The 20,670-nt window shown below is 69.5% G+C and carries 19 protein-coding genes and 2 tRNA genes; 13 read left to right on the forward strand and 8 right to left on the reverse strand.

Translation table 11 applies throughout. The features are described from left to right. Positions 1-279: 279 nt before the first annotated feature. The 7 genes from gyrB (at position 280) to ACIA5D_RS24505 (ending at position 6,860) form a co-directional block, all read left to right on the forward strand. On the forward strand, positions 280-2,226 hold the full coding sequence (gene gyrB / locus ACIA5D_RS24475; protein ID WP_396032476.1) for a DNA topoisomerase (ATP-hydrolyzing) subunit B: 1,947 nt from the start codon (positions 280-282) through the stop codon (positions 2,224-2,226). A gap of 105 nt (positions 2,227-2,331) precedes the next feature. Next, the gene (gyrA, locus tag ACIA5D_RS24480) at positions 2,332-4,845 is read left to right on the forward strand and encodes a DNA gyrase subunit A (RefSeq protein ID WP_396032477.1); all 2,514 of its coding nucleotides are present in this window, start codon (positions 2,332-2,334) and stop codon (positions 4,843-4,845) included. A 3-nt stretch (positions 4,846-4,848) separates the two neighbouring features. Further along, positions 4,849-5,724 carry a DUF3566 domain-containing protein gene (locus ACIA5D_RS24485; protein WP_396032478.1) on the forward strand — a complete coding sequence of 292 codons (876 nt, stop codon included), beginning with the start codon at positions 4,849-4,851 and terminating at the stop codon, positions 5,722-5,724. A 75-nt stretch (positions 5,725-5,799) separates the two neighbouring features. Next, positions 5,800-5,873, forward strand: a tRNA-Ile gene (locus ACIA5D_RS24490). Positions 5,874-6,022: 149 nt separating this feature from the next. Then, on the forward strand, positions 6,023-6,151 hold the full coding sequence (locus ACIA5D_RS24495; RefSeq protein ID WP_211268820.1) for a DLW-39 family protein: 129 nt from the start codon (positions 6,023-6,025) through the stop codon (positions 6,149-6,151). Positions 6,152-6,165: 14 nt separating this feature from the next. After that, positions 6,166-6,241 (forward strand) — tRNA-Ala (locus tag ACIA5D_RS24500). A 220-nt stretch (positions 6,242-6,461) separates the two neighbouring features. Continuing rightward, entirely contained in the window at positions 6,462-6,860 is a 399-nt protein-coding gene (locus ACIA5D_RS24505) for an NUDIX domain-containing protein (protein ID WP_396032479.1), read from the forward strand. 82 nt (positions 6,861-6,942) lie between these two features. Here the strand turns inward: ACIA5D_RS24505 and ACIA5D_RS24510 are convergent, their stop codons facing one another. From ACIA5D_RS24510 to ACIA5D_RS24525, 4 genes are all read right to left on the reverse strand, one after another. Next, on the reverse strand, positions 6,943-8,235 hold the full coding sequence (locus ACIA5D_RS24510; protein ID WP_396032480.1) for a class I SAM-dependent methyltransferase: 1,293 nt from the start codon (positions 8,233-8,235) through the stop codon (positions 6,943-6,945). Between the two features lie 162 nt (positions 8,236-8,397). Then, positions 8,398-8,919: a helix-turn-helix domain-containing protein gene (locus tag ACIA5D_RS24515; protein WP_396032481.1), complete on the reverse strand. Its 522-nt coding sequence runs from the start codon at positions 8,917-8,919 to the stop codon at positions 8,398-8,400. 79 nt (positions 8,920-8,998) lie between these two features. Continuing rightward, a complete protein-coding gene (locus ACIA5D_RS24520) occupies positions 8,999-9,685 on the reverse strand; it encodes a DUF6461 domain-containing protein (protein WP_396032482.1) in 687 nt (228 codons plus the stop codon). A gap of 12 nt (positions 9,686-9,697) precedes the next feature. After that, positions 9,698-10,141, reverse strand: a complete 444-nt coding sequence (locus ACIA5D_RS24525; protein WP_396032483.1) for a hypothetical protein — start codon at positions 10,139-10,141, stop codon at positions 9,698-9,700. A 62-nt stretch (positions 10,142-10,203) separates the two neighbouring features. On the opposite strand from ACIA5D_RS24525, the gene ACIA5D_RS24530 reads away from it, so the two are divergent. Together ACIA5D_RS24530 and ACIA5D_RS24535 are read left to right on the forward strand one after the other, a co-directional pair. Continuing rightward, positions 10,204-10,344 carry a hypothetical protein gene (locus tag ACIA5D_RS24530; RefSeq protein WP_396032484.1) on the forward strand — a complete coding sequence of 47 codons (141 nt, stop codon included), beginning with the start codon at positions 10,204-10,206 and terminating at the stop codon, positions 10,342-10,344. Between the two features lie 17 nt (positions 10,345-10,361). Continuing rightward, positions 10,362-10,910 carry a YbaK/EbsC family protein gene (locus ACIA5D_RS24535; protein WP_396032630.1) on the forward strand — a complete coding sequence of 183 codons (549 nt, stop codon included), beginning with the start codon at positions 10,362-10,364 and terminating at the stop codon, positions 10,908-10,910. A 24-nt stretch (positions 10,911-10,934) separates the two neighbouring features. Here the strand turns inward: ACIA5D_RS24535 and ACIA5D_RS24540 are convergent, their stop codons facing one another. Genes ACIA5D_RS24540 through ACIA5D_RS24555 form a run of 4 tightly spaced genes read right to left on the reverse strand, consistent with a single transcriptional unit; the run spans position 10,935 to position 14,200 of the window. Beyond that, positions 10,935-11,585 (reverse strand): DsbA family protein, encoded by a 651-nt coding sequence (locus tag ACIA5D_RS24540; RefSeq protein WP_396032485.1) that lies wholly within the window; start codon positions 11,583-11,585, stop codon positions 10,935-10,937. An 8-nt stretch (positions 11,586-11,593) separates the two neighbouring features. Beyond that, the gene (locus ACIA5D_RS24545; protein ID WP_396032486.1) at positions 11,594-12,019 is read right to left on the reverse strand and encodes a SufE family protein; all 426 of its coding nucleotides are present in this window, start codon (positions 12,017-12,019) and stop codon (positions 11,594-11,596) included. A 30-nt stretch (positions 12,020-12,049) separates the two neighbouring features. Next, the gene (locus tag ACIA5D_RS24550) at positions 12,050-12,442 is read right to left on the reverse strand and encodes a CBS domain-containing protein (RefSeq protein ID WP_396032487.1); all 393 of its coding nucleotides are present in this window, start codon (positions 12,440-12,442) and stop codon (positions 12,050-12,052) included. Positions 12,443-12,466: 24 nt separating this feature from the next. Further along, on the reverse strand, positions 12,467-14,200 hold the full coding sequence (locus ACIA5D_RS24555; RefSeq protein ID WP_396032488.1) for a proline--tRNA ligase: 1,734 nt from the start codon (positions 14,198-14,200) through the stop codon (positions 12,467-12,469). 138 nt (positions 14,201-14,338) lie between these two features. On the opposite strand from ACIA5D_RS24555, the gene ACIA5D_RS24560 reads away from it, so the two are divergent. The 4 genes from ACIA5D_RS24560 to ACIA5D_RS24575 all read left to right on the forward strand — a co-directional run bounded on the left by ACIA5D_RS24560 (position 14,339) and on the right by ACIA5D_RS24575 (position 20,632). Continuing rightward, on the forward strand, positions 14,339-15,103 hold the full coding sequence (locus ACIA5D_RS24560; RefSeq protein WP_396032489.1) for an SGNH/GDSL hydrolase family protein: 765 nt from the start codon (positions 14,339-14,341) through the stop codon (positions 15,101-15,103). A 25-nt stretch (positions 15,104-15,128) separates the two neighbouring features. Next, positions 15,129-16,028, forward strand: coding sequence for a sulfurtransferase (locus tag ACIA5D_RS24565; RefSeq protein WP_396032490.1), 900 nt, complete (start codon positions 15,129-15,131; stop codon positions 16,026-16,028). 93 nt (positions 16,029-16,121) lie between these two features. Continuing rightward, a complete protein-coding gene (locus ACIA5D_RS24570) occupies positions 16,122-17,861 on the forward strand; it encodes an HSP90 family protein (protein ID WP_396032491.1) in 1,740 nt (579 codons plus the stop codon). Then, complete coding sequence (locus tag ACIA5D_RS24575; protein WP_396032492.1) at positions 17,858-20,632, forward strand: tetratricopeptide repeat protein; 2,775 nt, start codon at positions 17,858-17,860, stop codon at positions 20,630-20,632. Before ACIA5D_RS24570 ends, ACIA5D_RS24575 begins: the two co-directional genes overlap by 4 nt. Positions 20,633-20,670: the final 38 nt, after the last annotated feature.

Consider the following 20,670-nt stretch of genomic DNA (forward strand, 5'->3'; position numbering starts at 1 on the left):
CAAATTCGTTTCGGCGAGGTAGAATCGACACAGACCGGGAAAGCATTGCGTGGCGGTCGGAGACGACTGGGCGTTGACAGTCGTAACGCTACGCGGTTTTTCCAGCCGATCACGATCCGCGGGCCCGCCGCGGCGACCGGCGTGCACGGTTCCACCGGTGGTCCGCTCCTCCCCGCGGCGTCTGCCTCTGGTCCGTCGTGCCCGCCGGCTGCCCGCCGCGCGCCCGCCAACCCCGTTGCGGGGCCCCACCAGGGGTCCGGTGCGAGAAAGTGGCCGAGGGTGGCAGAGAAGAAGCAGGAATACGGTGCGGGTCAGATCACCGTGCTCGAAGGCCTCGAGGCAGTCCGCAAGCGTCCCGGTATGTACATCGGCTCGACCGGCGAGCGCGGCCTCCACCACCTGGTCTGGGAGGTTGTGGACAACGCCGTCGACGAGGCGATGGCCGGCTACTGCGACACCGTCGACGTGGTCCTGCGCGCCGACGGTGGTGTCTCGGTCACCGACAACGGCCGTGGTTTCCCGGTCGACCTGCACCCGAAGCTCAAGAAGCCGGGCGTCGAGGTGGCGCTGACCATCCTGCACGCCGGCGGAAAGTTCGAGGGCACGGCCTACAAGGTCTCCGGCGGCCTGCACGGTGTCGGCGTCTCGGTCGTCAACGCGCTCTCCACCCGCATGCACGTCGAGATCCACAAGGACGGCTTCGTCTGGCGGCAGGACTACAACTACTCCAAGCCCGGCCCGCTGCAGAAGGGCGAGACGACCACCAAGACCGGCTCGACGGTGCAGTTCTGGCCCGACGCGGGAATCTTCGAGACCGTCGAGTTCGACTTCCAGACCATCTACCGCCGCTTGCAGGAGTACGCGTTCCTCAACAAGGCGCTGACGATCAACTTCACCGACGAGCGCTCGGTCGACGAAGAGGGCAAGCACCGCTCGGTCACGTTCATGTACGAGGACGGCATCTCCGACTTCGTCCGCCACCTGAACCAGACCAAGAACCCGATCCACAAGACGGTCATCGACTTCGGCACGGAATCGGCCGAGGAGGGCATGGCCGTCGAGATCGCCATGCAGTGGAACGAGTCGTACGGCGAGTCGGTCTACACCTTCGCGAACTCGATCAACACGCACGAGGGCGGCACCCACGAGGAGGGCTTCCGGTCCGCGCTGACCAGCATGGTCAACCGGTACGGCGCCGAGAAGAAGTTCCTCAAGAGCGACGAGAAGCTCTCCGGCGAGGACATCCGTGAGGGTCTCGCCGCGATTATCTCGGTGAAGCTGCAGAATCCCCAGTTCGAGGGCCAGACCAAGACCAAGCTCGGCAACACCGACATGAAGAGCTTTGTCCAGCGGGTGACCAACGAGCAGTTGGCCGACTGGTTCGATCGCAACCCGGCCGACGCCAAGACCATCATCACCAAGGCGTCGCAGGCCGCCCGGGCACGCATCGCCGCTCAGCAGGCCCGCAAGCTGGCCCGGCGCAAGTCGCTGCTCGAGTCCGGCTCGATGCCCGGCAAGCTGGCCGACTGCCAGTCCACCGACCCTCGGGTCAGCGAGCTCTTCATCGTCGAGGGTGACTCGGCCGGCGGCTCCGCCAAGCAGGGCCGTGACAGCCAGATCCAGGCCATCCTGCCGATCCGCGGCAAGATCCTGAACGTGGAGAAGGCCCGGATCGACCGGGTGCTGAAGAACAACGAGGTCCAGTCGCTGATCACGGCGCTGGGCACCGGCATCCACGACGACTTCGACATCGCCAAGCTGCGGTACCACAAGATCGTGCTGATGGCGGACGCCGACGTCGACGGCCAGCACATCCAGACGCTGCTGCTGACCCTGCTGTTCCGCTTCATGCGTCCGCTGGTCGAGCAGGGTCACGTCTATCTGGCCGCGCCGCCGCTGTACAAGATCAAGTGGAACAAGCGGGGCGACGACGCGCAGTACGCCTACTCCGACCGGGAGCGCGACGGGCTGATCGCGCTGCGCCAGCAGAAGAAGGCGAACGCCAAGCCGGACGACATCCAGCGGTTCAAAGGCCTTGGCGAGATGAACTTCCACGAGTTGTGGGACACGACGATGGACCCGTCCACGCGCACCTTGCGCCAGGTGACTCTCGACGACGCTGCAACAGCGGACGAGCTCTTCAGCGTCTTGATGGGTGAGGACGTCGAGGCGCGGCGCTCGTTCATCCAGCGCAACGCCAAGGACGTGCGGTTCCTCGACATCTGAGGGCAGGGATATCCACAGCGTCCGCCGACTTTCCACAACGTTATCCACAGCGAGCTGCGCGCTTTAGCCGTACTTGTCTGGTTTCACCTTGAGTAAGGGTTAACTGTGACTGACACTCCCGAACCCCCCGCCGGCGACGAATCCCCCGAGGAAACCGGCGGGGGCGTGACCCAGCGAGTCGAGCCCGTCGGTCTCGAAGTCGAGATGCAGCGCTCGTACCTCGACTACGCGATGAGCGTGATCGTGGGCCGGGCGCTGCCTGACGTGCGGGACGGCCTCAAGCCGGTGCACCGCAAGATCCTCTACGCGATGTACGACTCCGGCTTCCGCCCGGACCGCGGCTACGTGAAGTGTGCCCGCGTCGTCGGCGACGTGATGGGCAACTACCACCCGCACGGCGACTCGTCGATCTACGACGCCCTGGTCCGCATGGGCCAGCCCTGGTCGCTGCGCTACCCGCTGATCGACGGCAACGGCAACTTCGGCTCGCCGGGCAACGACCCGCCGGCGGCCATGCGGTACACCGAGTCGAAGCTGTCGCCGCTGGCGATGGAGATGCTGCGGGACATCGACGAAGACACCGTCGACATGCAGGACAACTACGACGGGCGTACGCAGGAGCCGACGATCCTGCCGGCCCGCTTCCCCAACCTGCTGGTCAACGGCTCCGAGGGCATCGCGGTCGGCATGGCCACCAAGATCCCGCCGCACAACCTGCGCGAGATCGCGGCCGCCGTGCAATGGGCCCTGGACAACCCCGACGCCGACGAGGCCACCGCGCTCGAGGCGATGCTCGGGCTCGTCAAGGGACCCGACTTCCCGACCAGGGGTCTGATCGTCGGTCAGCAGGCGATCCAGGACGCGTACCGGACGGGCCGCGGCTCGATCCGCATGCGCGCGGTCGTCGAGGTCGAGGAGGACGCGCGCGGCCGGCCCTGCCTCGTCGTGACGGAGTTGCCGTACCAGGTCAACCCCGACAACCTCGCCGAGCGGGTCGCCGAGCTCGTCAAGGAGGGCAAGCTCACCGGCATCGCCGACATCCGGGACGAGTCCTCCGGGCGTACCGGAATGCGCTTGATCCTGGTCCTGAAGCGCGACGCGGTCGCCAAGGTCGTGCTGAACAACCTGTACAAGCACACCCAGCTGCAGGAGACGTTCGGCGCGAACATGCTGGCGCTGGTCGACGGGGTGCCGCGCACGCTGAACCTCGCGCAGTTCATCCTCTACTACGTCGAGCACCAGATCGAGGTCATCCGCAGGCGTACGGCGTACCGGCTGCGCAAGGCCGAGGAGCGCGCGCACATCCTGCGCGGTCTGGTCAAGGCGCTCGACATGCTCGACGAGGTCATCGCCCTGATCCGGCGCTCGCCGACGGTGGAGGACTCGCGTCAGGGCCTGATGCAGTTGCTCGACGTTGACGAGGTGCAGGCCACCGCGATCCTCGACATGCAGCTACGCCGCCTGGCCGCCCTCGAGCGCCAGCGCATCATCGACGAGCTGGCCAAGATCGAGATTGAGATCGCCGACCTCAAGGACATCCTCGCCAAGCCGGAGCGGCAGCGGGCGATCGTTTCCGAGGAGCTGCGCGAGATCGTGCAGAAGTTCGGCGACGAGCGCCTCACGCAGATCATCCCGTTCGACGGCGAGGTCTCCATGGAGGACCTCATCGCGCGCGAGGACGTTGTGGTGACCATCACACGTACGGGATATGCGAAGCGCACCAAGGTCGATCTGTACCGGTCGCAGAGGCGCGGCGGCAAGGGTGTGAGTGGCGCCACGCTGCGGCAGGACGACATCGTGTCGCACTTCTTCGTGATCTCGACCCACGACTGGATGCTGTTCTTCACCAACAAGGGCCGGGTATATCGGGCGAAGGCCTACGAACTGCCCGAAGCGGCTCGCGTGGCGAAGGGTCAGCACGTCGCGAACCTGCTGGCCTTCCAGCCCGACGAGCACATCGCGCAGGTGATCCAGATCCCGAATTACCAGGTCGCGCCCTACCTTGTGCTCGCCACTAAGAATGGGCTCGTGAAGAAGACCCGACTCGAAGAATTTGACTCCAACCGCAGCGGTGGCATCATCGCCATCAACCTGCGGGAGGATGACGAGTTGGTGGGCGCGGCCCTGGCGGCATCGGAGAACGATCTTCTGCTCGTCTCCAAGCATGCCCAGGCGATCCGGTTCAACGCGACCGACGAGGCGCTGCGCCCGATGGGCCGGGCGACCTCGGGCGTGATCGGCATGCGCTTCGGTGACAACGACGAACTCCTCGCGATGGAAGTGGTTCGCGAGGGCATGGATGTGTTGGTCGCCACCAATGGTGGGTATGCAAAGCGGACGCCGATCGAGGAGTATCCGGTACAGGGCAGGGGCGGCAAGGGGGTTCTCACCGCGAAAATCACGGAGCGTCGTGGTGGTCTGGTGGGCGCGCTCGTGATCAGCCCGGAGGATGAACTATTTGCCATCACCAGCAATGGTGGTGTCATCCGGACTCCCGTGAAGCCTGTACGGCGCACACGGGATCGGAACACAATGGGGGTCAAGCTGATGGACCTCCCAGAAGGTGTAACCATCGTGGCGCTTGCTCGCAATGCCGACGAGCCTGACGAACAGGACTAGTTGATGCCGGAGACACAGGCGAAGTCGGGGGCCGCGGGGGCCTCAGCGACTCCGGGCGAGGCGGCCAAGGACGCCGCCGCGAACGGGCGCGATGGCGCGGCACGCGCCGCCAACCCCGCCGATGCTCCGTCCCCGCCGAAGTTCACCCGGGCGCCGGGCATGGCCCCGCCGCCGGGTGAGCCGCCCGCCGACAGCGACGGTTCGTCCGACCCGAAACGGCCCGCCGGCCCGGCCGTGGCCAAGGGATCGGCGACCGTGCCGATAGTCACCAAGGGCAAGGGCGGCGCGCCCTCCCGTCCCGGTCCGCCGCAGGCCGCCCCGCAGCGGCCCGGCGGCCCCGGCCCCGGCCCTGGCCAAGGCCAGCCCGGCGGGATGACCGGCAGCGCGAAGCCGCAGCAGCGTCCCGGCGGCCCCGGCCAGCAGTCCGGCGCCGTCGGCGCGGCCCGGGTCACCGAGGCCGTCCGCTCGGCCCGCTCCACGGTCACCGGGGCCGCCGCACGCGGGCCCCGGCGTGCCCGGCTGAACCTCAAGCGGATCGACCCCTGGTCCGTGATGAAGTTCTCCTTCGCCGTCTCCGTCGTGTTGTTCATCGTCGTGGTCGTCGCCACGTCGGTGCTCTATCTCGCCCTCGACGCCATGGGCGTCTGGAGTGAGGTCAACAACAGCCTCAAAGAGCTGGTGAGCGCCAGCGGCGGCACCGACGCCTCCTCGAGCGGCGGTTTCCGCATCACCGCCTGGGGTGTCATCGGCACGTCGATGCTCATCGGCGCGGTCAACGTCGTCCTGTTCACGGCGCTGGCCACGCTCGGCGCGTTCATCTACAACGTCTGCGCCGACCTCGTCGGCGGCGTCGAGTTGACGCTCGCCGAGCGGGACTGACCTCATGCCGTCGCGGGTCACCCCGTTTTGGTGGCCCGCGACCCGGTGCGGTAACCTTCGGTGTCGCAATCGCGCGGGGCTATAGCTCAGTCGGTTAGAGCGCAGAGCTGATAACTCTGAGGTCGCTGGTTCGATTCCAGCTAGCCCCACGAGCGACGGGGGTCCCCTGTCCGCGGAAAGCGCGGACCTGGGTCGCTCGTCATATCTATTCCGGGGGCCGAGCCCCCGGAAACCCCGCGATCTGTGGTGGTTGCGGTGGGCTATCTGCTTACGCTTAACGCTTTCTGGGGAGTCAGCTGTGCTGAAGAAGCTCCTGATTGTTGCCGGCATCGTGGGGGTTGCTGCCCTCGTCGTCAAGAAGGTCAAGGCCTCCAGTGACGAGCGGGCGCTGTGGCACGAGGCTACTACCGCGCCTGATCTGCGATAGCTTGGTGTAGATCGGGGGCCCTAGCTCAACTGGCAGAGCACCGCCTTTGCAAGGCGGGGGTTAGGGGTTCAAGTCCCCTGGGCTCCACCAATCCTTCGAATCCTCCTGTCCGCAGAGAGCGCGGACCAGGAGGATTCGTTATATCTGCTCCGGGGCCGAGCCCCCGGAAGCCCCGCGTGCGAGGGGTAACCGCCAAACGTGCGAGGGTAACCGTCCAAATCGGGCGGTGACGTGTCGATTACGGGGGATAGCTCCGGAAGTTATCCACAGCATTGAGCACAATCTTCGGGCAGCGGTTAGCCTGCGGGTCGTGGATGAGCGAAAACGGGCCGCCGCTGTGATCGTGCGGAACGGCCGTGTGCTGATGGTGCACGAGCGGAGCCGGCGGTCCGGTGGCGGTGAGTGGTGGACCCTTCCGGGCGGTGGGGTCGAGCCGGGCGAAACGCTTGAGGAGGCTCTGCGCCGGGAGGTCTTCGAAGAAACGGGGCTGGTGGTCTCGGCCGCACGCCACGTTCTGGAGATGCCCTACCCGTCGGGCATGACCTCGGTGTTCTCGGTGACTGTCGCCGACGGCGAGCCGCGCCTCGGCCATGACGACGGCATCGGGCCCGAGCCCCTCGGGCTTGACTGGCTTCCGGCGCCCGAGCTTCCGATCGAGTCTCCGCACGGAGTCCCGATTCCCCCGATGATCGTCGTGCTCCCGGCCTGACCGTCGTCGGCGGCCCGGGAGAGAGAGTTGGGCCGTGGCGCCCCATCGGGGCAGGTGACGGAGCACCACGGCGGCTATGGGGTCAGAACGCGAAAGCGGCGCGGGTGGCGGGCATGTCGCCGGCGCCATTGCGGTGGGTCTTGACGGCCAGAACCTGATTCACGCCGATGCGAGCCTGCTCGAAGGCGAGCGCCGAAGCGGCCATGTAGAGGCGCCAGACGCGCGCCCGGCCGGGACTGGTCAGAGCGACCGCCGTGGACCAGTCGGACTCCAGGTTTGCCACCCACGCGCGCAGCGTCCTCGCGTAGTGCTCGCGAAGGGCGTGCACGTCGCGCACCTCGAAGCCGGCCTCCTCGAGGAGGGTGACCGTCGTGCCGATCGGAGCGAGCTCGCCGTCGGGGAAGACGTACGCGTCAATGAAGCTGCGCGCCTGGTGCGGCTGCTTCGGGGCGAGGTGCAGGCGGGAGATCTGGTGGTTGAGCAGGCGCCCGCCCGGCTTGAGCTGGGCGTGCAGGATCTCGGCGTACTCCTTGTACGGTCCGGTGCCGACGTGCTCGGCCATGCCGACGCTGGAGATCGCGTCGAAGGGGCCGTCGTCGAGATCGCGGTAGTCCTGGATGCGGATCTCGACCTGGTCGGTGAGGCCGGCCTCGGCGACCGCCTTGCGGGCAAAGTCGGCCTGCTCGCCGGAGAGCGTGATGCCGAGCACCTGCACCCCGTACTCGCGGGCCGCGTGCATGGCGAGGCTTCCCCAGCCGCAACCCACGTCGAGCAGCCGCATGCCGGGCTTGAGGTCGAGCTTGCGGCAGATCAGGTCGAGCTTGTCGCGCTGCGCGTCGGCCAGACCGTAGCCGGGCGCGTCCGAGGTCCAGTACGCGCAGGAGTAGACCATGCTCTCGCCGAGCACGATCCGGTAGAAGTCGTTGCCCACGTCGTAGTGCTGGCTGACCGCTTGCCGGTCCCGGCGCTTGCTGTGCCGGGCGCCGGTGACTTGCATCTCCTCCGGCGGCGGCTTGGGCTGGGTGCCGAGCACGCCGAGGCGTACGAGATCGGCGGCGACCGTGTGGAACGGCAGGTCCTTGACGTCGGGCGCGCGCCAGACCAGCGCCTGCAGGCGGTTCAGCGCGTCGTACAGGTCGCCGTCGAGGTCGATCTCGCCGGCCACGAAGGCGCGGGCCAGGCCGAGCTCGTTGGGCTGCCACATGAACCGGCGCATCGCGCGCTTGTGGCGAATGATCATCGTGGGTGCGTCGGCCGGGCCTGCGGTCGAGCCGTCCCAGGCTCTGATCCGTATCGGCATCGGCATCTGCAGGACGGTCTCGAGGAGGCTGCTGAGCCTGGTCGCGACGGTCGAGTGGGGGGTGATGGTCGGCATGGGAACCTCCCGGAGGCGCAGCCAGTCGCGCTGCGAGATCGCATCGGCGCGGCCGGGGTTTGCTGCAGGCTTCGGCACTGACAGCAGGGGGTTGAACTGATCCACTATCCGCCCGACGCCGCAATTTTCATAAGGTCCTTTTGTAGCTTTGTGATCGACGACTCACACTGCGCGTAGCACTCGCTCGAGCTTCTCCATGGGCATCTGACGTGCGCGATCACGCCGGCTCTCGGCCAGCGCATCGAGTACGGTCGTTCTCTCTACTTCGGACAATATGCCGGTGAACGGCGACGTGCCACGCAATTCGATCGCGTACTCGGCCGAGGAGGTCAGCGCGTCGAGGACCGCCTCCGCGCCGCTGTCGATCACGGCCTGCCAGCGGTCGAGCCATTCCCAGGAATGGCCCTTGGCGTGCAACCGGCGAAGCCGCCGCAGGGTGATCGACGCGGCCGCCAGCAGCGCCGCCGGGTTCGATACGAACTTGCCGGCGATCGCGCGGTGCAGCCAGAGCTGCTCGAGCTGTTCGCGGGTGAGCGCGGGCCGGATGAGGGCCTCGACGTCGGCGCGGCGCAGGCGTCGATGAGCGCCGTCGGTGACGTACGGCAGCAGGCCACGCGCGCAGAGATCGACGACCTGCTGCCGCGAAGAGCGGAGCAGAATCGCCGCCTCGCCGATGCTCAGCAACTCGGAGGAACGCATCGTCACAGGTGAATGTTGGACCCGGCCGATCTCGAATGCAACAACCGAACGGCTATTGACTCTTTCATTCCGGCGGGCGGACGACGACCGAGAACAGGTACGTGTTGGTGCGCAGCAGCTCGCGGGTCATCTCCGTGCCGGTCAGCCGCTCGGTGAGCGCGAACGCCGCCTCCATCGGTCGCGCCGGGTCGTCCCCGACGCCGAAACCCACCGATGCGAGCGTCGGGGCGAGCTCCGCGGCCCGGCTGCCGGCCGCCTCGGCGGGCGCCATCGGGTCGAGATCGATCTCGATCGCGCCATCCTGGAGCAGCAGGAAGCGGCCGCGCGCATCGGCGCCGCGACGGTGGGCCACGACGGTGGTGCCCTTCGAGAGCGGGCGCACCAGCTGCTCGTTCACCCCGAGGTCGCCGTTGTCCTCGACGATCAGCGTCCACCCCTCGACCCGGGTGACGCCGATGTAGTACCGGTCGCCGACCCCGGTCGGCCCGTCGCCGGCGCCGACCAGCTGCGGCCAGGTGATCCGCTCGAGCTCCTTGCCGTGCAGGCGGGTGAGCACCTGTTGCGGGGTGAGCTCCTTGATCCAGGTGAAGCAGAAACCCTTGCTGAAGTCGGGCTCGAGCGCGAACCACCAGTAGTCGTCGGCGACCGCGGCGCGCGGGGTCGCAGCGGCGGCGGGTGTGCCGGAACGGCGCGGACTACAAGCTGCGAGGGCGCCCGTGGCGAGCAGAAAAGCGAGTGATCGACGACGCACCGCGACAGTAGATCAAAGACTGGGCCGCGCCGGGACCCTGTCTTCGAGAGCTTCCCCCTCGAGCTCGGTGGTGACCCGGGCGGCGAGCGCCCGCCGCCGCTCGGTGACGAAATAGACGCAGCTCCCGGCGTACGCGGCGGCGAGCAACCCGCCCACCACCCGCACCGGGACGGGCCCGGCCTCGAGGATCGTGAGGATCAGCGCGGCCTCGGCCCAGCAGCCCAGCAGGACCGCGTTGACCGTGTCGGCCCGGCCCCAGCCGCCCGGCGCCCAGCGGCGGGCCTGCCGGCGGATCTCGACCAGCAACGAATGGCTCATGCCGAGCGCGAGCAGGCCGAGCAGGATCGTCGCGAAGATCGAGTGCGAGCCGCCGGCGATGGCCGCGACCGCGGTGCCTCCGGCCAGCAGCGCGAGACCGCTGACGGTCCCGATCCGAGCACTGCGACGGTCCTCCACAACCCCTGACAGTCGGCAGGATCAGCCCCAGGCTTAGTGATCGAGGGCACGTCACGTTCGCGATGCGTCGATCGTCCGGACGGCATGACCGCCTGCGCATCCCCGACGGCATGTCCCGGGCGATCCGGGCCGGCGCGCAGACCACCGCCGCCACCCCGACCGGAACTCGATCGTGGCGGGACTACCTGGCCACCAAGTATTGAGCGAGGATGGCGGCGTGATGGGAACCCTCAAGCTCGAACCCGCCCGCTCCCGCCCCGACCTGGTGGCCACGACGGTGGCCGAGGCGCTGGCGGTGTGGCCGGACGAGGCGCCGGTCGACGTCGACCAGGTGCTGGTCGCGCCGATCGACCCCGACCTGGCCGACACCGCCGCGTTCTGCGAGGCCTACGAGGTGGGCCTGGACGTCTCGGCGAACTGCGTGATCGTGGCGGGCTCGCGCGGCGGGGTGACCAAGTACGCGGCATGCATCGTCCTCGCCACCACCCGCGCCGACGTGAACGGCGTGGTCCGCCGCCACCTGGACGTCCGCAAGTGCAGCTTCGCGCCGATGGACGAGGCGGTCCGGCTGACCGGGATGGAGTACGGCGGCATCACGCCGATCGGGCTGCCCGCCGACTGGCCGATCCTGGTCGACGCCCGGGTGGCCGCCACGCCGCACGTGATCGTCGGCTCGGGCGTGCGGCACAGCAAGATCGCCGTGGCCGGCCCGGCCCTGGGTGCGCTCCCGGGCGCCGAGGTGATCGAGGGGCTGGCCCGAGAGATCTAGGTCGATGTGGTTCCACGTGAAACCTCATTGACCGATATCGACCACGTCGATCGTCTCGCGGCGGGCGATCTCCTCCAAGGCGGCCAGGATGGTGGCCGGCTCCTGCGCGCCCTGGATCGCGTACTTCCCGTCGATGACGAAGGTCGGCACGCTGGTGATGCCGAGCTCGCGCGCCTCGGCGAGGTCGGCGTTCACCGCCTCGGTGCCCGCGGGCGACGACAGGTAGGCGAACGCGGCGCCGCGGTCGAGCCCGATCGAGCCGGCCACCTGGGCTAGCGCCTGCCGCGAGCCGATGTCGATGCCGTCGGTGAAGTGCGCGCGCTGGAGGGCGTCGAGCATATCGGCCTGCCTGTCCTGGCCGGCCGCCCAGGCGATCAGCCGATGCGCGTCGAAGGTGTTGGCCGCGATCGCACGGTCGAAGTCGAGGTGCAGGCCGTCGCCGGCGGCAACCGCGGTGACGTGCGCGAACATCTGGTCGGCGCGCTCGTGACCGCCGAACTTGGCGGCAAGCGCGTCCTTCGTGCGCACCGGCCGCGGCACGGGTGCGGCGTCGAGTTGGTATGCCCGGTAGGTGACGGTCACGTCGCCGGCAAACGACGCGAGCGCCTTCTCGAACCGGGTCTTGCCGAGGTAGCACCACGGGCAGACGACGTCGGACCAGACCTGAATATCCACGATCACTCCTAGACCTGAGCCGCGACCTGCCTCTTGAGCCGGGCGAGGATCGCCGACCCGCCGCGGATGCGCAGCGGGCTGATCGCCTGCGCCAGCCCCATCCGAGCGTAAAGATCATCCGGTACCGCGAGGATCTCGGTCGTCGAGGCGCCCTCGAGCCCTTCGGCCAGGACGCCGGCGAAGGCCCGGGTCGTCGGCGCCTCGGGCGGGCAGTCGAACCACGTCGTCACCGTGTGGTCCGGCTCGACGACCGCCTTGAGGAAGAACTGGGTCTGGCACTCGGGCACCTGCTCCATGCCGTCGTGCCCGGCCAGGTCGGCCGGCAGCGGCGGCATCGCGTCGGCGAACTCGAGCAGCATCTCGAGGACGACGTCGCGCGGCGCCGACGCGAACTCGTCGACGATCTCGGCCAGCTTCGGGGGCATGTCGGTCACGACAACGACCCTACGTCGGCCCGGGGCCGGTCAGGCGAGCGCCGAGGTCGGCAGGAGGGCCACGTCACTGAGGCTGATGATTCCGACGACCTTGCGGTCGGCGTCGCAGACCAGCAGCCGCCGCACGCCGCGCTGGCGCATCGCCTGGACGGCCTCGTCCACAGTGGCGGACTGCTCCACCATGATCAGCTCATGCGAGACGATCGAGCCGAGCGTGGTCTGCTTGGGCGGCAGATTCTCGGCGATCGCCCGGATCACGATGTCGCGGTCGGTGACCACGCCCACCATGGTCGGCCCGCTGGTCACGACCACGTCGCCGATGCTCTGATCGCGCATCGCCTGGGCTGCTTCGTCGAGCATCGTGCCCTCGGGCAGGTAGACGACGCGCCTCGTCATCACCTCGCCGACCGACGTCTTGGCCATGGTGATACCTCCCGTTATGAGACTTCAGTTACCCGAGTGCATCCTGATTACACGTGGTACGTCGACCAACGCCACCTCGGATCGTTCGCCGCTGCGCCGATCGCGGAATTCCACGACGCTCTCGGCGAGCCGGCGCCCGACCACCACCGAGCGGGCGACGCCGATCAACTCGGCGTCGGTGAACTTGACCCCGGCCGAGAGCTGAGGCCGGTCGTCGACCAGCACCCGCAGTCCCTCGGCGACCAGCCGCGCGGCGAGCTCGAGAGCGGCCTCCACCTGGCCGTCTTTTCCGGCCGCGACCACGTGGACGTCGGCCGGCGCGACCTCGTCGGGCCAGAGCAGGCCGCGGTCGTCGTGGTGCTGCTCGGCGATCGCCGCGACCGCCCGCGAGACCCCGATTCCGTACGAGCCCATGGTCGGGCGCACCGGCTTGCCGTCCGCCCCGAGCACGTCGACCTTGAACGCGTCGGTGTACTTGCGGCCGAGCTGGAAGACGTGCCCGATCTCGATGCCCCGCCGGACCGTGAGGGTGCCGTGGCACAAATGGCAGGGGTCGCCGGCCCGCACCTCCGCCGCCTCGATCGTGCCGTCCGGGGTGAAGTCACGGCCGGCGACCACGTTGGTGGCGTGTTTGCCGGCCTCGTTGGCGCCGGTCAGCCAGGCCGTTCCGGGCGCTACCCGCGGGTCGGCCAGGTAGCGCGCCTTGATGCCCTGCGGGCCGATGTAGCCCTTGACCAGGTCGGGCCGGGACGCGAAGTCGTCGAAGAGAGTGGCGGTGGCGGGGGCGAGCGCGGCGTCGAGGCGCTTGAGGTCGACCTCGCGGTCGCCGGGCACGCCGATGACCAGCAGCTCCTCGTCGCCGCCGGGCTGCCGCACGGTCACGACGACGTTCTTCAGGGTGTCGGCCGCCGTCCAGTCGGTGCGGCCCTCCAGCGCGCGGGTGTTGGCCAGCTCGACCAGCGACGCGATCGTCGGCGTCGACGGGGTGTCGTGCACGGAGAGCGGGCCGGCCGCCGCGGCGACAACCGACGGAACGGGGGTGACGACCGCCTCGGTGTTGGCCGCGTAGGAGCACGATGTGCACCCGACGAATGTGTCCTCGCCCACATCGGAGGTGGCCAGGAACTCTTCGGAGGCCGAGCCGCCCATGGCGCCGGACATGGCGGCGACGATCGTGTGCGCGAGGCCGAGCCGGTCGAAGATGCGCTGGTAGGCGGCGCGGACCGATGCGTACGCGTCGGAAAGCCCCTCGTCGGTGAGGTCGAACGAATACGCGTCCTTCATCAGGAACTCGCGTCCGCGCAGCAGGCCGGCCCGCGGCCGCGCCTCGTCACGGAACTTCGCCTGCACCTGGAACAGCAACCGCGGAAAGTCGCGATAGGAGCTGGTCATGTCCTGCACCAGCAGGGTGAACATCTCCTCGTGCGTCGGGGCGAGCAGATAGTCGCCACCGCGCCGGTCCCGCAGCGTGAAGAGGTCGTCGCCGTACTCGGTCCAGCGGTTGCTGATGTCGTAGGGCTCGCGCGGGAGCAGCGCCGGGAACGACACCTCCTGCCCGCCGATCGCGATCATCTCGTCGCGCACGACGGCGGTCACCCGGTCGAGGACGAGCTTGCCGAGCGGGAGCCAGGTGTAGCCACCCGGGGCGGCGCGCCGGATGAATCCGGCGCGCAGCAGCAGCCGATGGCTCGGCACCTCCGCGTCCGCCGGCTCCTCACGCAGGGTCTTGAGCAGCAAGGTGGACATTCTCAGCAGCATGTCGAGCAGCGTATTGAGGGGGTCCGACACAGGCCACCGGATAACGCGTGTGTCGCCAGCGTCACGCTGCGGTGGTCCTCGGTTAGGAGTAAAGCTAACTGTCATCTACAGGTGAAGGTACGTTAAGGGGGACGGCCGATGGCCTGGCACAGCTTCGTGGCGATGGGGGACAGCTTCACCGAGGGCTTGGACGACAGATATCCCGACGGCACCTTCCGTGGCTGGGCCGACCTGGTCGCGGCCCGGCTCGCGGTCGACTCCGGCCCCGAGTTCGGCTACGCGAACCTCGCGATCCGCGGCCGTCTGCTCGAGCAGATCATCGACGAACAGCTCGAGCCGACCCTGGCGATGCGCCCGGGACTGGTCAGCTTCGCCGGTGGCGGCAACGACGCGCTGCGTCCCCGGGTCGACCCGCATGCGCTGGTCGCCCGCATGGATCCCATGGTCGCGAAGCTGCGGAACGCCGGCGCCGACGTGATCCTCTTCCGGTTCGCCGACGTCAGCGCCCACCTGCCCGGGCAGCGGATCATCAGCCCGCGGGCGGCCGTGCTCAACGACGGCGCCGCCATGCTCGGCGAGAAGTACGGCGCGTACGTGATCGACCTGTTCGGCGACGACAAGTTCCACCACCCGCACATGTGGGCGCCCGACCGCCTGCACCTGTCCGCGGCCGGCCACCGGCGGGTCGCCGCGCACGTGCTGAGCGCGCTCGGCGTCGGCGTCGAGGACGAGTGGATGCTGGTGCCGCCGGCCCCCGAGCCGACCCCGTGGCTGCTGGCCCGCGGCGCCGACCTGCGCTGGGCCCGCGCGCACCTGGTGCCCTGGATGGGCCGGCACCTGCGCGGCCACTCGAGTGGCGACAGCATCACAGCCAAGCGTCCGGCATTGGCGCCCATGGAGTGAGCGCTCAAGGGCTAGCGTGAACAGCATGTCCGTTGCGAACGATCCGGCGCCCGCTCTGCAGGCGTACGCGCACCCCGACAAACTGGTCACCACCGAGTGGCTGGCCGCCAACCTCGACACGCCCGGCCTCGTGGTCGTGGAGTCGGACGAGGACGTGCTGCTCTACGACACCGGGCACATCCCGGGCGCGGTCAAGGTCGACTGGCACCTCGAGCTCAACGACCAGATCACCCGCGACTACCTCGACCCCGCCGCGTTCGCAGCCATGTGCGAGGCCAAGGGCATCGGGCGGGACGACACGATCGTCTTCTACGGCGACAACTTCAACTGGTGGGCCGCGTACGCCCTCTGGGTCTTCAGCCTCTTCGGCCACCGCGACGTCCGCCTGCTCGACGGCGGCCGGCAGAAGTGGGTGGCCGAAGGCCGCCCGGTGACCAGGGAGAAGACCGAGCGCCCGCGAGCGGAATACCCGGTGCCCGTACGCAACGACGCCGAGATCCGCGCCTTCCGCGACCAGGTCATGGGCCACATCGCGACCGGTCGGCCGCTGGTCGACGTCCGCTCCCCGCAGGAGTACACGGGCGAGCTCACGCACATGGCGGCATACCCGCAGGAGGGCGCGCTGCGCGGCGGGCACATTCCGGGCGCGTTGAGCAAGCCGTGGAAGTCGGCGGCGAACGAGGACGGCTCGTTCAAGCTGGCCGACGAACTCACCAAGATCTACCACGACGAGCTCGGCCTCGACTCGGCCGACGACATCATCGCCTACTGCCGGATCGGCGAGCGGTCCAGCCACACCTGGTTCGTGCTGCACCACCTGCTCGGCTATCCGCAGGTCCGCAACTACGACGGCTCCTGGACCGAGTGGGGCAACCTGGTGCGGGCGCCGATCGCCAAGGGCCCCGAGCCGGGCGGCATGAGCTGATCACAGGAAGCCTTCCGTCCGGTTGAGGCGGTGGGCGGGGTGGTTGGACGGGGGCGAGAAAACTGTCGGGGGTACCCGGTAGCTTTCTCGCCCGTGAGCAACACGTTCCAGGTCGATCTTCGGGGCATCGTCGATCTGCTCAGTCACCACCTCTACGCGAGCCCACGCGTCTACGTCCGCGAGCTGTTGCAGAACGCGGTCGACGCGATCACCGCGACCGGCGCGCTCGAGTCCAAAAGCATCCGCATCACCACCGGCTCCGACGAGCTGCGGATCACCGACAACGGCATCGGGCTCACCGAGGCGCAGGTGCACGAGCTGCTGGCCACGATCGGCCGCAGCTCGAAACGCGACGAGCTGGGCTTCGCGCGCCACGAGTTCCTCGGCCAGTTCGGCATCGGTCTGCTCTCGTGCTTCCTGGTGGCCGACGAGATCCGCGTGCACACCCGGCGGGCCGGCGCCGAGCCGGTGCTCTGGACCGGCTACTCCGACGGCCGCTACGAGGTGCGCCCGGGCGACGAGCGCGAGCCGGGAACCACGGTCACCCTGCTGCCGCGCCGCGGCGCCAAGCATCTGCTTTCGGGTACGACCGTACGCGAGCTCGCCGAGCTCTACGGATCGCTGCTCCCGGTGACCGTCGAGGTGGACGACCAGCGGGTGACGGCCGACGCGGTTCCGTGGGAATCGGGGCGAGCGGCGCTCTTCGCGTACGCGGAGAAGGTCTTCGGCTTTGTCCCCTTCGACATCGTCGAGCTCGACGTTCCGCAGGCCGGCCTGAAGGGCGCGGCGTTCGTGCTGCCCACCCCGGTCAATCCCGCGATGCGCGGCGGCCACCGGGTCTATCTCAAGCGCATGCTGCTGGCCGAGAGCGTCGAAGGGCTGCTGCCCGAGTGGGCGTTCTTCGCCCGCTGCGTGGTCGACAGCACCGAGCTGCGGCCGACGGCGAGCCGTGAGGCGCTCTACGACGACGGCCTGCTCGGCGAGACCCGCGACGCGATCGCCGATCAGCTGCGCGGCTGGCTGGTGCGGCTGGCCACGACCGATCCGCGCAAACTGAGCCGGTTCCTGAGCGTGCACCATCTCGGGGTCAAGGCGCTCGCCCTGCACGACGACGAGATGCTGAGCATCGTCGATCAGTGGTACCCCATGGAGACCAACATGGGCCAGGTCACGCTGGCCGAGTTCCGCGAGCGGCACGGCCTGATCCGGTACGCGGCGACCCCCGACGAGTTCCGCCAGCTCGCCGCCGTCGCCGCCGCGCAGGACGTCGGCCTGGTCAACGGCGGCTACGTCTACGACACCGAGATCATCGAACGACTGGCCACAGTGGATCGCGAGATCCGTGCCGAGCGGCTCGAGCCCTCCGACCTGGCCACCCGCTTCACCGGCCTGGACACCGAGGCCGAGCTGCGGCTGCGCCCGTTCCTGACGGCCGTGCAACGACGCCTCGACCGGCTCGGCTGCGAGGTGGTGATCCGCGCGTACGAGCCGGCCACGCTCCCGGCTCTCTATCTGGTCAGCCGCGCCGCCGCGTTCCACGACGAGCTCACCGCGAGCCGCGACCGCGCCGACGACATCTGGGGCGGCGTGCTCGACGCGCTGGCCACCACGGCGCCGCCCGACCGCCCGCAACTGGTGCTCAACGCACGCAATCCCTTGGTGCGCCGCATCACCGCGATCGGCGACCCCGACCTGGCCGGACTCGCGGTCGAGTCGCTCTACGGCCAGGCCCTGATGCTCGGTCACCACCCGATCCGACCAGCCGACGCGGCATTGCTGACCTCGTCGATGCTGGGCCTGCTCGACCGCGCCGTCCCCGGGAGTGAGCGATGAAGTCGACCGACGAGCTGTGGGACCGGCTGCGCCAGTCCGGCGACCTGCCGTACGGCGCGGCCAAGATCGCGCTGATCGAGGAGGTGCTGCGGCACGTCGAGGCGATCGGCGACCCCGACCTGGCGTTCACCACCCGCATGCTGGCGACCTCGGCCTACATCTACGGCGGCGAGCCGGTCAAGGCGTTCCCCACCTTCGCCTGGTGCGTCGCCGACTTCGACAAGAATCCCGGCCCGCATCACCAGCGCTGGGCGCGCACCCTGCTGTGGGACTTCAAGGCCATGGTGTCCGGCCTGACCCGCTTCCCCGAGGTGCCGCTCGACCGGGCCTACGGCGTGCTGGAAGACATGGAACGCCGCTACCGCGAGGGTGGGCACAGCCTCCAGGCCGTGTACAAGCGGCGCGCCCTGGTCGCCCGCCACCTCGGCGACACCGCTCGGGAGGACGAGTGGTTCGAGCGCTGGCAGGCGGCGCCGCGCGACGACCTGTCCGACTGCGCCGGCTGCGACCCGACGACCGTGCTGGTCTACCTCAACCGCCGCGGCCGGTTCGAGGAGTCGGTGGCGCTGGCCGAGCCGGTGCTGGCCGGCGAGCTGTCCTGCAACGAGCAGCCGCAGAGCATCCTCAGCGAGCTGATGGAGCCCTACCTGATGACCGGGCGGCTGGCCGAGGCGGTCGACGCGCACCGCAGGGCCTATCGGGCGCACCGTTCGAGGCTGGCCGACCTCGGGGACATCGGCTGGCACGCCGTCTTCTGCGCGCGTACCGGCAACGAGCACCGCGGCTTCGAGATTCTGCAGCGCCACATCGACTGGCTCGGCAAGGCGCCGTCGCCGTACACGGCGATGAGCTTCGCGACCAACGGCGCGTACGTGTTGCGCCGGATCACCGCTCTGGGCCACGGCGACCTGATGGTGCGGCGCAAGGATCGCGACGACATCCCGGCCGCCGAGCTCGCCGACGAGCTGGCCGCGATGGCGACCGGAATAGCGGCACGGTTCGACGCCCGCAACGGCACCGCCGCGCAGGGCGCCTGGGTCGCCGAGCAGCTCGTCGCCGAGCCGTTCGGGGTCGATCTGATCCTCGACCCGGCTGCCCGGCAGACCCGCACCGCGCCAGTCGCCGCCCCCGCCGAACCCGCGCCCGAGATTCCCGATCAGCTCGGCGCCGAGGAGCTGCTCGACCTGGCGGAGGAGCACCACCGCGCCGACCGTGACGCCGCCTTCGCCGCGGCCATGGACGCCCTCGACGCGCGATTCTCCGCATGGGACGATCCGCTGCTGGCCGCTCGTCGTGCCGGGCTGGCCGGCAACCGCGCGCGGCCGGCCGACCGCGACGGCGCACTGCAGTTGTGGACGCGAGCGGCCGACCTCTTCGCCGCCGCGGGCGCGGCCGGCGAGGCGTCCTCGCTGCGCTCCAAGATCGCCCTGGAAAGGGCGTTCGGTGGCGAGAGTGACGAAGGCGGCGACGAGCCGATCCGCGCCAACGTCGCCCACCAGGAGGAGCACGGCGACGCGCGGGAACGTGCGGCCGCGTGGGGACGGCTGTCCGTGCTGCACATGGTGAGGCAGGAGGTGGCCGAGGCGAACGAGGCCGGTGACCGCGCCGATGCGTACGCGCGGGAGAGCGGCGACGAGCGGCTGATCGCCGGGCACGCGTTGCTGCGGGCCCGCAACCGGGCGGCCGCCGACCGAGATGAGGAGGCGCTTGCCGCGGCCCGGCAGGGCTTCGCCTATTACCGGGAGCACGGCCCGGCCCGCCGCCTGGCCGAGGCGGCCATCGTTCTCGGGCACGCCGTGAACGACCCGGCCGAGCAGGCCGAGCTGTTCGGCATCGCGATCGGAACCGGCGACGCCGACCACGCTCTGCCGGCCCGGGTCGGGCGCGGCCACGCGCTCAGGCAGCTGGAACGGCCCGACGAAGCGATCGTCGACCTGACCGAGGCGGTGGCGCTCTGCGCCGAGCGGGGGATCGACGACGGTGGCGCGTTCGCGCGGTACGAGCTGGCCGAGGCATACGCGCAGGCCGAGCGGCCGGTCGACGCCGCCGAGGTGGCCGAGGAGGCGGTGCTGCTCTTCGACCGGGCCGGCAACGAGCACGCCGGCTCCAACACCCGATACCTGTTGGCGAAGCAATATCAGGTGCTCGGCGACAACGACGCCGCCCTGGCCCGCTACCGCGAGCTGATCGAGCGGCTCACCGACAACCCGTGGGGCCGCGCCCAGATGGGCGAGGAGGCCGGCGGGCTGCTGTTCGACCTCGACCGGGACGCCGACGCGGCCGAGGCGTTCGGCGCCGCGGCGAGCACGCTGCACGAGGTCGGCGATCTGGTCGGCGAGCTGCGCCTGCTGCGTCGCCGGATCGCGGCGCTGCACTTCGCCGACGATCTCGGGGCCGCGGAAGAGACGATCAAGCTGGCCGAGCTCCGCTGGGCCGGCCTGCCCGCCGAGGCGGCGGCCGAGCCCGAGGCGATCTGGCACCACGGCATGACCATGTGGGAGGCGGGCCGGGTGCTGATGGCCCGCGAGCGGTGGGCCGACGCGCTGCCGCACGTGCGCGACGCCGCCGAGCCGCTGCGCGCGATCGGCGCGACCGACGACGCCGACCACCTCGACGGGATGTACGCCGAGGCGCTGCTGCGCACGGGCCGGGCGGCCGAGGCCGAGAATTTGCTGGGACCGCTTCTCGCCGCGATGGCCCCGGACGCTCCGGGACGGGAAGTCGCCGAGACAGTATGGGAGGAGATTCGGCAGGAGCTTGGCAAATCCTGAACGCCCGTTAAGGCGTCTGCTTGACAGCGGGTTAAAGT

The organism is Actinoplanes sp. NPDC051513, from assembly GCF_044454685.1.
Lineage (GTDB): Bacteria > Actinomycetota > Actinomycetes > Mycobacteriales > Micromonosporaceae > Actinoplanes.

Coding starts and splice junctions, on each gene's coding strand:
- ACIA5D_RS24485 (WP_396032478.1), top strand. CDS start 4,849: ATGCCGGAGACACAGGCGAAGTCGGGGGCCGCGGGGGCCTCAGCGACT.
- ACIA5D_RS24510 (WP_396032480.1), bottom strand. CDS start 8,235: ATGCCGACCATCACCCCCCACTCGACCGTCGCGACCAGGCTCAGCAGC.
- ACIA5D_RS24530 (WP_396032484.1), top strand. CDS start 10,204: ATGCGTCGATCGTCCGGACGGCATGACCGCCTGCGCATCCCCGACGGC.
- ACIA5D_RS24535 (WP_396032630.1), top strand. CDS start 10,362: ATGGGAACCCTCAAGCTCGAACCCGCCCGCTCCCGCCCCGACCTGGTG.
- ACIA5D_RS24550 (WP_396032487.1), bottom strand. CDS start 12,442: ATGGCCAAGACGTCGGTCGGCGAGGTGATGACGAGGCGCGTCGTCTAC.
- ACIA5D_RS24555 (WP_396032488.1), bottom strand. CDS start 14,200: ATGCTGCTGAGAATGTCCACCTTGCTGCTCAAGACCCTGCGTGAGGAG.
- ACIA5D_RS24560 (WP_396032489.1), top strand. CDS start 14,339: ATGGCCTGGCACAGCTTCGTGGCGATGGGGGACAGCTTCACCGAGGGC.
- ACIA5D_RS24565 (WP_396032490.1), top strand. CDS start 15,129: ATGTCCGTTGCGAACGATCCGGCGCCCGCTCTGCAGGCGTACGCGCAC.
- ACIA5D_RS24575 (WP_396032492.1), top strand. CDS start 17,858: ATGAAGTCGACCGACGAGCTGTGGGACCGGCTGCGCCAGTCCGGCGAC.